Consider the following 10,032-nt stretch of genomic DNA (forward strand, 5'->3'; position numbering starts at 1 on the left):
GGCGGGGGGCCTGTGCGGGGCCGTTGGTGGTCGGCGCGGTGATCCTTCAGGGTGGAGGGAAGCGGATCGACGGGCTCACCGACTCCAAGCTGCTGTCCCCGGCACGCCGCGAGGAGCTGTACGCGGAGATCACTGAGCGCGCGTACGCGTGGAGCGCGGTTGTGATCCCCTGCTACGACATCGACCGGATCGGCCTGCACCGGTGCAACATCACCGGGATGCGGCGTGCCCTGGCCGCCCTGGACGAGCGGCCCGCCTATGTGCTGAGCGACGGCTTCCCGGTGCCGGGGCTGGACGTTCCCGGCCTCGCGATGATCAAAGGCGACCAGGCCGCGGCGTGCGTGGCCGCGGCCTCTATCGTCGCGAAGGTCACCCGAGACCGGATCATGGTCGCGCTCCACGAGCGGTACCCCGAGTACGGCTTCGACGTCCACAAGGGCTATGTGACGCGAGCGCACGGTGAGGCGCTGGCCGCGCACGGTCCGTGTCCGGAACATCGGTTCTCCTACGTCAACGTCGGGCGGGCCTTGCGCAACAATGGAGAGGTGGCCGTGGGGGAGGAGACCGAAGGGGAGGTCTCCGGCGAGGGCTGCGCGGAAGGGGCACGAGCGTGAGCGCCGAGGATCTCGAGAAGTACGAGGCCGAGATGGAGCTGCAGCTCTATCGCGAGTATCGCGACGTCCTCGGGCTGTTCAGCTACGTCGTCGAGACCGAGCGCAGGTTCTACCTCACGAACTCCGTCGACCTGCAGGTGCGCGGCGCCGACACCGGTGAGGTCTTCTTTGAGGTCACGATGCAGGACGCTTGGGTGTGGGACATGTACCGCCCTGCTCGCTTCGTCAAGAACGTGCGCGTTGTTACGTTCAAGGACGTGAACGTCGAAGAACTCGCCAAGAGCGACTTCGAACTCCCCTCTAACGAGTGACTTGTGCGGCCGGCTCGCGTGCAGCGAGGCGGCGTGTGCCGGCGGATTGATCGCCTGGTCGATCCTTGGTCGGGTCATCTCGGGGGCTCGGCGGGCGGCTGAGGTCTATCGGGGTCTTCGGCGGGACCTTTGGCGGACTTTCCGGGTTTCGTCAGGCGCCAGCCCGAAGGCGCGCGTTCGATGAAGCCGGACGCGGACAGGAGGCCCAGCTTCGCGTTGACCGTGGTCAGGTCCACGCCCGCCGTGACGGCGAGCTGCGCGGGGCCGGCCGCGCCGCGGGCAGGGAAGGCTTCGAGGACGGACCGTGTGACCGGTTCGAGGCGGTCGCGGGGAAGGACGGGTGTGCTGTGCGGCGGTGCCAGGTCGGCGCCGATGCGTCCCACGGCCTCGATGATCTCCTCCGGGCGGGTCACCAGCGTGACGCCCTCCTCGCGCAGGAGCCGGTGGCAGCCGACCGAGCTGCGGGAGGTGATCGGGCCGGGCACGGCCATGACCACGCGGCCGAGCTTGGACGCCCAGCCGGCGGTGTTCAGGGCGCCGCTGCGGGCCTCGGCCTCGACGATGACCGTGCCCCGGGACAGCGCCGCGATCACCCGGTTGCGGACGAGGAAGCGGAGCCGGTGCGGATGCGTGCCCGGCGGCGACTCGCTGACCAGCAGGGCCCGCCGCGCCATCTCCGCGAACAGCCCTTCGTTGGACGCCGGGTAGGGGACGTCGACCCCGTTGGCGAGGACGGCGACCGTGGGGCCGTCGGCGGCCAGCGCACCTCGGTGGGCGGCCGCGTCGATCCCGAGGGCGCCGCCGGAGATCACCGTCCAGCCGTCGTCGGCGAGGTCGGACGCGAAGTCGGCGGCGGCGCGCAGTCCGTAGGGGGACGCGGCGCGGGAACCGACGATGGCGACCGAACGCAGGCAGTGGTAGCGCAGGTCGCCGGGGCCGCGCAGCCACAGGGCGTAGGGGCGTACGGAGCCGAGATCGTCGAGGGTCGTCGGCCATTCGGGGTCTCCCGGGCAGATGAGGCGGCCGCGGAACCGGGCGCACACGGCCATGTCCTGGTCGGGTTCGGCGGCGATCAGGCGGATCCGCCATTGGCCGAGGCGTTGGACCTCCTTCGGGGTGGCGTCCACGGTGCCGGGAAGACCGCCGGTGCGGATCGCTTCGAGCGCCTCTTCCGGACCGCAGCGGTCGATGATCCGGTTGAGGAACGCGTCGCCGGGTTCGGCGACGGCGGTGAGGGTGGCGCGGGCGGTGCGGTCGTCGCTCATTGGCGCCCCGCAGACCGCAGGGCGAGTGCGCCGCCGACGTCGTCCGGGCCGGGCTCGTCGTGGCCGGCCAGGTCGGCGATGGTCCAGGCGACCCGCAGGATCCGGTCGAGCCCGCGCGCGCTCAGCGTGCCCCTCTGGAGGGCCTCGTCGGCCCCTCGCATCGCGTCGGCGGAGGGTGTGAAGCGTCTCCGCAGCTCTGGGCCGGGCACTTCGGAGTTGGAACGCCAGGGGGTGTCCGCGAGGCGGTGGAGTGTCCGTTCCCTGGCGAGCTGGACGCGTTCGGCCACGACCTTGCTGGACTCGGCGAACTCCAGGTCGTAGCGGAGTTCGGCCCGGCTGGCCGGTGTCAGCTCCAGCTTGAGGTCGATGCGGTCGAGGAGCGGGCCGGTCACACGGCTGGCGTACTTGCGCCGGACGCCCGGCGCGCAGGAGCAGTCGATCTGCTTCGCGGCGGCGCACGGGCACGGATTCGCCGCGAGGACGAGCGTGAACCGCGCCGGGAAGTGAGCTATGCCCTCGATGCGGGAGATGCGCACCACGCCCTCTTCGAGCGGCTGGCGCAGCGCGTCGAGCGTCCCTCCCAAGAACTCCGGGGCCTCGTCCAGGAAGAGGATTCCGCGGTGGGCGAGGGACACGGCGCCCGGCTGGAGCACGCGGCCGGAGCCGCCGCCGACCATCGACGCCCGCGAGGCCGTGTGGTGCGGGGCGTAGAACGGCGGCTGGGTGATCAGCGGCTGCCCCGGCCTAAGGGTTCCGGCGACCGAGTGGATCGCCGTGACCTCCAGCGCGATCTCCGGCTCCAGGGCCGGCATCAGCGTCGGCAGCCGCTCCGCGAGCATCGTCTTGCCGCAGCCCGGTGGCCCGGCGAAGAAGAGGTGGTGTCCTCCCGCCGCGCTGATCTCCAGCGCGCGGCGCGCCTCGGCCTGCCCCCGGACGTCGGCGAGGTCCAGGTCGGGCGGGATCTCCTGCTGCCGGATGGCGTACCCCTCCGCGGGGAGGGCGAAGTCGTCCTCCTCGTCCTCGTCGGTGGGCGGCGGCTCATCGCGCAGGAGGCACAGCAGCCCGCGCAGCGTGCTCGCGGACACGACCTCCATGTCGGGGACGAGTTCCGCCTCGGCGGCGTTCGCGCGGGGCACGACGACGGTGCGGCAGCCCCGATTGGCAGCGGCCAGCACGGCGGGCAGTATGCCCTGGATCGGGCGTAGACGGCCGTCCAGGCCGAGCTCGCCGATCAGCACCAGTCCCGCGCAGCTGCGCGGAGGGACGACCTCCGCCGCCGCGAGCAGCGAGATGGCTATGGCCAGATCGAAGGTCGAGCCCTTCTTCGGCATGCTCGCCGGGAACAGCGACACGGTCACGTGGCGGTTGGGCCAGTCCTCGCCCGAATTGAAGATCGCGGCGCGGACGCGGTCGCGGGCCTCGCTGAGGGCCGTGTCGGGAAGGCCGACCAGGTGCAGGCCGGGGACGCCGCTGGTGATGGCCGCCTCTACGTCAACGACGAAGCCGTCCACGCCGACCAGGGACACCGAGCGGGTCTTGGCGAGCGTCATCAGCACACCTCCCGCAGGTGATCGATCGAGAAGCCGTCGCCATCGCCGATCAGGCCGAGGACGTCCACTCGCATGGTCGCGCCGCCGACCCCGTGGGCGGCGGCCCACCGCCAGGCCAGCCGCCGTAAGCGGGCCGCCTTCTCGGCGGTGATCGCTTCGAGGGGGTCGCCGAACCGGGTGGAGCGGCGGGTCTTCACCTCGCAGACGATGTGCCGCCGCCCGTCGTGGGCGACGATGTCGAGTTCGCCCTCGCCGCATCGCCAGTTGCGGTCGAGGATCGTCCAGCCGAGGCCGGCCAGGTAGTCGGCGGCCGCGTCCTCGCCGCGCCGGCCGAGGCTGATGTGAGCTTTCATGGGTGCCTCACCTCCGGCCTCCGACGCTGCCGCATCGTGACCGTGTGTGATAGTCGAACCGCATTCTGTGGATAACCCGGCCGGGGATCGGCGGTGATTCCGTGGCACCCCCGGCCGGTGCTTGCGCCGGACGTGCCGTTGGCGCAGCGTGGCGGCTGTGACGAAAGCGCTTGAGGACGCCGTAGCCGATTTCGAGCGACATCTCAGGGCGGAGCGCGACGTTTCCCCGCATACGCTGCGCGCCTATCTGGGTGATCTGGCCGATCTGTGCACCTATGCCGCTGCCACCGGCGCCATCGAACCCGCGCAGCTGGACGTCTCGCTCCTGCGGGCATGGCTCGCCCGCCAGCACGCTCTCGGCCGCTCCCGCGCCACCCTGGCCCGCCGGACGGCCGCTGCCCGCGCGTTCACGAGGCATCTGCACAGGCGCGGCCTCCTGCAGGACGACCCGGGGCTCTTGCTGGGCACGCCCAAGCGGCAGCGAGACCTCCCCGGCGTCCTCACCCAGGACGACGCGGCCCGCCTGCTGGACACCATGGACGCCCAAGGCCCCATCGGGCTCCGCGATCTGGCCGTCCTGGAAGTCCTCTACGGAACGGGTGTCCGCGTCAGTGAACTGTGCGGGCTCGACATCGACGACCTGGACACCGGGCGTAGGACGGTCCGCGTCCTGGGCAAGGGAGGACGAGAACGCACCGTTCCGGTAGGGGAGCCGGCTGTCCGCGCCGTCCAGGACTGGCTGCGCGCAGGGCGCCCGTCGTTCGCGAACGAAGACAGCGGGCCGGCACTCTTCCTCGGGGTTCGCGGAGGAAGACTCCACCCGACGACCGCACGCCGCATCGTCCACGCACGGATATCGGAGGTCGGCCAAGTCCCCGACCTGAGCCCCCACGGACTCCGCCACAGCGCCGCGACACACCTGCTGGAGGGCGGCGCCGACCTCCGGAGCGTCCAGGAGATCCTCGGCCACGCCTCCCTCCAGACCACGCAGCTCTACACCCACGTGTCGGCCGAGCGACTGAAACAGGTTCACCGCCAAGCCCATCCCCGCGGCACCCACCCTGACTGACCCCGCGCGCGGACGGGGCAGTTCTTCGCCGTGCCCTCATCGACCACCTTGGACCGGCTGATCCCCCGTGCCGGGCCCTCGCTGTCCGACAGCCGCGTCATCCTCGACCAGCCCAGCGCGGAGAAGCTCGTCGGCGGCGAGCGCTGCCGCCATGGCGGCGACGCAACCACGCAGGAATCAGCGTGTCCTCGTTCAGGGTGGGTGCCGCGGCGGCGATGCCCCTCCGGTTCCGTCCGGCCCGAGCCTTGGTGCAGACCGCCGCCCCACTTTGGTGCACGCGGGACAGCGGCTCGCTAGATCACGGGGTGCGGCGTAGGCGGCGTTCGTGGGCGAGGTCGATGACGCCCGGAGGCGGACGCCGGCGGCGGTGGAGTCGAAATCGGATACGGGTGCGCCGCCAGGCGAAGGCCGCCGTCAACGTCAGCACCATGCCCGTCAAGGCTCCGCCCGTCGCCGTGGTGGCGTCCCGCAGGGCCATCCGCGAATGCGGCTCCGACGGCGATGCGCTCTGGGACGCAGACGCAGACGCGGACGGGCTCGTCCAGCGGGGGAGAAGGCGTACCTGGCGCCGCACCAGGTTGAGCGGGTCCAGGTAGAGGGCACCGCGGCGCAGCCCCCAGTGCAGGCAGGTCACCCGGCAGTGCCGCCGGCCGCCCTCCAGAACCCCGATGCGCGCGCCGGATGCGACCCGGCCCCCCACGTGCACGCTCGGCCGGACGGGCAGATACGTCGTCCGAAGCGCGCCATGATCGATCGCGACGACGCCACGGCCCGCCAGGCGGTCGGCGTAGAGGACCCGCCCCGGCCCGGCGGCGTAGACGGCCTGCCCGGGGCGTCCGGCGAGGTCCACCCCGCGATGCCCCGGCCCCCACGGGCTGGACGGCGGCGAGTAGGCCCGCAGGACCCGCGGCGCGGGCGGGCCTAACGGCCATCGCCAGGCGTCCAGGCCAGGTCCGCCGATGGCGATCATGCAGGTGAGCAGCAGCGTGAGCAGTGTCATGCAGCGCAGCCTGCCGGGTCCCCGCCGCCGCGTCGACGGGGGCGGCGAACTGTGGATAACCCCGCGGACCGTTGATGCCCGGACGCGTCGGCGCCCTGATAATCTGTAAGCGTGCCCGAAAGGACACCGGCCAGGGCCAGGCCGTCATCGACCCACCTCCGGGTGGGGAGGCGAGAAGCCGCTCCCGGAACGGACAGGCCCAGACCCGGCAACGGGCCAGCCGCCTGGGACGCCCATGGCGGCTGATTTCACGCGTCCGCATGCCACCGCAGGTCTTGGTGGGGCGCAGTCCCTCGGTCCGTCGCTCCGGCGGCGGTGGGACGGCACCCGGGCGCAGGCAGACAACCAAATGCGGCCCGGTAGGGCCAGAGAAGGAGAACACGGGCAATGGCACCCGTCGTCACCATGCGGCAGCTCCTGGAGAGCGGCGTCCACTTCGGCCACCAGACCCGCCGGTGGAACCCGAAGATGAAGCGCTTCATCCTCACCGAGCGCAACGGCATCTACATCATCGACCTGCAGCAGTCGCTGTCCTACATCGACCGCGCGTTCGAGTTCGTCAAGGCCACGGTGGCCCACGGCGGCACGATCCTGTTCGTCGGCACCAAGAAGCAGGCGCAGGAGTCCATCGCCGAGCAGGCCGCCCGCGTCGGCATGCCCTACGTGAACCAGCGCTGGCTGGGCGGCATGCTCACCAACTTCTCCACCGTCCACAAGCGGCTCACCCGGCTCAAGGAGCTGGAGGAGATCAACTACGACGACGTGGCCGGCTCCGGCATGACCAAGAAGGAGCTGCTCGGCCTGCGCCGCGAGAAGGACAAGCTGGAGCGCACCCTCGGCGGTATCCGCGACATGGCGAAGGTTCCGAGCGCCATCTGGATCGTGGACACCAAGAAGGAGCACATCGCGGTCAACGAGGCCAAGAAGCTCGGCATCCCGGTCGTGGCGATCCTCGACACCAACTGCGACCCGGACGAGGTCGACTACCCGGTCCCCGGCAACGACGACGCCATCCGCAGCGTCAGCCTGCTGACCCGTGTGGTGGCCGACTCCGTCGCCGACGGCCTCCTCGCCCGCGCGGGCGCCGCGACCGGCGGGGACGAGAAGCCGGCCGAGGGCGCCGCGGCCGCCGGCTCCGCCGAGCCGCTGGCCGAGTGGGAGCGCGACCTGCTGGAGAACAAGCCGGCCGAGGGCGCCGAGGCGCAGGCCCCGGCGGAGACCCCGGCCGAGGCTCCGGCCGAGACCCCGGCGGAGGCCCCGGCCGACGCCGCTCCGGCGGCCGAGCAGGCCGAGGCCGCCGAGGCGCCGAAGCCCGCCGAGGCCGAGCAGGCTTGATCCCGCGGTCCCGGCGGCCCCGCGCGGGGCCGCCGGGACCGTCGCGGGTCCACGACCAACGACGAGAGAAGCGAAGAGAGCGATGGCCAACTTCACCGCCGCTGACGTCAAGCGGCTGCGCGACCTGACCGGCTCCGGCATGATGGCCGTGAAGAACGCCCTGACCGAGGCGGACGGCGACTTCGAGAAGGCGACGGAGCTGCTGCGCCTCAAGGGCGCCAAGGACGTCGGCAAGCGCGCCGAGCGGACCGCCGCCAACGGCCTGGTCGCCGAGCACTTCACCGGCTCGGGCGACGGCGCGCTGCTGGAGCTCAACTGCGAGACCGACTTCGTCGCCAAGAACGCGCAGTTCATCGAGCTGGCCCAGCGTCTTGTCGAGTTCGCCGCCGGCAGCGGCGCCGCTGACGCGCCCGCCCTGCTGGCCGCCGAGATCGAGCCCGGCAAGACCGTCCAGGCCCTGATCGAGGAGAACAGCGCCAAGATCGGCGAGAAGCTGGAGCTGCGCCGTTTCGCCCACTTCCAGGGCGCCTACGTGGCCAGCTACCTGCACAAGTCCGACCCGTCCCTGCCGCCGACCACCGGCGTGCTGGTCGAGCTGGACACCGAGAACGCCGAGGTCGCCAAGGACGTCGCGCAGCAGATCGCGGCGATGGCGCCGAAGTACCTCACCCGCGAGGAGATCCCCGCCGAGGCGATCGAGAAGGAGCGGGCGCTCGCCGAGCAGCTCACCCGCGACGAGGGCAAGCCCGAGCAGGCCATCCCGAAGATCGTCGAGGGCCGGGTGAACGCCTACTTCCGCGACTTCGTCCTCGTGGAGCAGGCGTTCGTGAAGGACAACAAGAAGACGATCGCCAAGGTCCTCGACGAGGCCGGCGTGAAGGTCGTCCGCTTTGCCCGGTTCAAGGTCGGGCAGGCATAAGGGCACTCTGGAGACAGGGACCCGAAAGACATCGCGAGAAACGAGGAGGCCGCCGACGTGCCGGACAAGACGACCACTAGCGCGACGGCGGCCTCGTCGTCCGATCGGACGACGTCCGGCGGGCGCGGCGGGCACGCGCCGCGGGCCGGCTGGAAGCGGGTGCTGCTGAAGCTCTCCGGCGAGGCCTTCGCCGGACGCGAACCGCTCGGCATCGACCCCGAGGTCGTCCAGCACGTCGCCGAGGCCATCGCCGAGGCCGTCCGGGACGGCGTGCAGGTGGCGGTCGTCTGCGGCGGCGGCAACATGTTCCGCGGCGCCGTCATGGCCGAACGCGGCATGGACCGCGGCCGCGCCGACTACATGGGGATGATCGGCACCGTCATCAACTGCCTGGCCCTCCAGGACTTCCTGGAGAAGCTCGGGCTGGACACGCGGGTGCAGACCGCCATCACCATGAGCCAGGTCGCCGAGCCGTACATCCCGAGGCGCGCCATCCGGCACCTGGAGAAGGGCCGCGTGGTCATCTTCGGCGCGGGCCTCGGGCAGCCGTTCTTCTCCACCGACACCACCGCCGCCCAGCGCGCGCTGGAGATCGGTGCGGAGGCGGTACTGAAGGCCACCCAAGTGGACGGTGTGTACGACGCCGATCCACGGAAGAATCCAGACGCGGTCAAGTTCGACCGTTTGGATTACGGTGAAGTTCTACAGCGGGGCCTGAAGGTCATGGACGCCACGGCCATCAGTCTCTGCATGGACAACACTCTGCCCATCGTGGTCTTCGACCTCATGGGACAGGGCAACATCGTCCGGGCCGTCCGGGGTGAGAAGATCGGCACGCTGGTCAGCCCGGCACAGGGCTGACCGCAGCCCTCGGCGGCGTCCCGCGCCGCCGGACCGCACGACCAGGGCCGACCAGATGACACGGGAGTCACAGTGATCGACGAGACCCTCTTCGAGGCCGAGGGGAAGATGGAAAAGGCGGTCGTGGTCGCCAAGGAGGACTTCCAGGCCATCCGCACCGGCCGGGTCACCCCGGCGATGTTCAACAAGATCACCGCCGAGTACTACGGGACGCCGACGCCGATCCACCAGCTCGCGTCGTTCACGCTGCCCGAGCCGCGGATGGTCATCGTCCAGGTCTTCGACAAGTCGTCCATGCAGGCGGTGGAGAAGGCGATCCGCGACAGCGACCTCGGTGTGAACCCCACCAATGACGGCAACGTCATCCGCGTCGTGTTCCCCGACCTGTCGGAGGAGCGCCGCAGGGAGTTCATCAAGGTCGCCGGTGCGAAGGCCGAGGACAGCCGGGTCTCCATCCGCAACATCCGGCGCCGCGCCAAGGACACCCTCGACAAGCTCGCCAAGGACGGCGAGGCCGGCGAGGACGAGGTCCGGCGTGCGGAGAAGGAGCTCGACGACACGACGCACCGCTACGTGGCGCAGATCGACGAGCTGCTCGAGCACAAGAAGGCCGAACTGCTCGAGGTTTGATGGAACTCGACAACGCCGGGGAGCCCTCGGGCTCCCCGGATGAGCCGGAGGTCGACATGGCCGGCCCGCCCCCCGGAGAAGCACTCGACCCGCCCTCCGGGCAGGACGGCTCCGCTGAGCGCGCC

At 71.2% G+C, this 10,032-nt stretch carries 11 protein-coding genes; 7 read left to right on the plus strand and 4 right to left on the minus strand.

Translation table 11 applies throughout. The features are described from left to right. Both E1284_RS34275 and E1284_RS34280 read left to right on the plus strand, forming a co-directional pair. Positions 1–614 (plus strand): ribonuclease HII (locus tag E1284_RS34275; RefSeq protein WP_131944316.1); only part of this gene is annotated, 614 nt, incomplete at its 5' end. After that, positions 611–925, plus strand: a complete 315-nt coding sequence (locus tag E1284_RS34280) for a DUF2469 domain-containing protein (protein ID WP_131944317.1) — start codon at positions 611–613, stop codon at positions 923–925. The genes E1284_RS34275 and E1284_RS34280, both read left to right, overlap by 4 nt. Positions 926–999: 74 nt before the next feature. Here E1284_RS34280 and dprA read toward each other — a convergent pair whose 3' ends face one another. Genes dprA through E1284_RS34295 form a run of 3 tightly spaced genes read right to left on the minus strand, consistent with a single transcriptional unit; the run spans position 1,000 to position 4,093 of the window. Beyond that, on the minus strand, positions 1,000–2,190 hold the full coding sequence (gene dprA, locus E1284_RS34285) for a DNA-processing protein DprA (protein ID WP_131944318.1): 1,191 nt from the start codon (positions 2,188–2,190) through the stop codon (positions 1,000–1,002). Beyond that, entirely contained in the window at positions 2,187–3,740 is a 1,554-nt protein-coding gene (locus E1284_RS34290) for a YifB family Mg chelatase-like AAA ATPase (RefSeq protein ID WP_131944319.1), read from the minus strand. Before E1284_RS34290 ends, dprA begins: the two co-directional genes overlap by 4 nt. Then, positions 3,740–4,093 carry a YraN family protein gene (locus E1284_RS34295; protein ID WP_131944320.1) on the minus strand — a complete coding sequence of 118 codons (354 nt, stop codon included), beginning with the start codon at positions 4,091–4,093 and terminating at the stop codon, positions 3,740–3,742. The genes E1284_RS34290 and E1284_RS34295 overlap by 1 nt, the downstream gene beginning before the upstream one ends. A 157-nt stretch (positions 4,094–4,250) precedes the next feature. Between E1284_RS34295 and E1284_RS34300 the strand changes: the two genes are divergently transcribed. Beyond that, entirely contained in the window at positions 4,251–5,162 is a 912-nt protein-coding gene (locus E1284_RS34300; RefSeq protein ID WP_243714917.1) for a tyrosine recombinase XerC, read from the plus strand. Positions 5,163–5,460: 298 nt separating this feature from the next. Here E1284_RS34300 and E1284_RS34305 read toward each other — a convergent pair whose 3' ends face one another. Then, positions 5,461–6,162 (minus strand): murein hydrolase activator EnvC family protein, encoded by a 702-nt coding sequence (locus E1284_RS34305; protein WP_131944322.1) that lies wholly within the window; start codon positions 6,160–6,162, stop codon positions 5,461–5,463. A gap of 387 nt (positions 6,163–6,549) precedes the next feature. On the opposite strand from E1284_RS34305, the gene rpsB reads away from it, so the two are divergent. The 4 genes from rpsB (at position 6,550) to frr (ending at position 9,907) form a co-directional block, all read left to right on the plus strand. Beyond that, positions 6,550–7,497: a 30S ribosomal protein S2 gene (gene rpsB / locus E1284_RS34310; protein WP_131944323.1), complete on the plus strand. Its 948-nt coding sequence runs from the start codon at positions 6,550–6,552 to the stop codon at positions 7,495–7,497. Positions 7,498–7,579: 82 nt separating this feature from the next. Beyond that, positions 7,580–8,416 carry a translation elongation factor Ts gene (gene tsf, locus E1284_RS34315; RefSeq protein WP_131944324.1) on the plus strand — a complete coding sequence of 279 codons (837 nt, stop codon included), beginning with the start codon at positions 7,580–7,582 and terminating at the stop codon, positions 8,414–8,416. A 159-nt stretch (positions 8,417–8,575) separates the two neighbouring features. Then, entirely contained in the window at positions 8,576–9,277 is a 702-nt protein-coding gene (gene pyrH, locus E1284_RS34320) for a UMP kinase (protein ID WP_243714918.1), read from the plus strand. Between the two features lie 72 nt (positions 9,278–9,349). After that, positions 9,350–9,907, plus strand: coding sequence for a ribosome recycling factor (gene frr / locus E1284_RS34325; protein ID WP_131944326.1), 558 nt, complete (start codon positions 9,350–9,352; stop codon positions 9,905–9,907). Positions 9,908–10,032 lie beyond the last annotated feature (125 nt).

This window comes from Actinomadura bangladeshensis, from assembly GCF_004348335.1.
Lineage (GTDB): Bacteria > Actinomycetota > Actinomycetes > Streptosporangiales > Streptosporangiaceae > Spirillospora > Spirillospora bangladeshensis.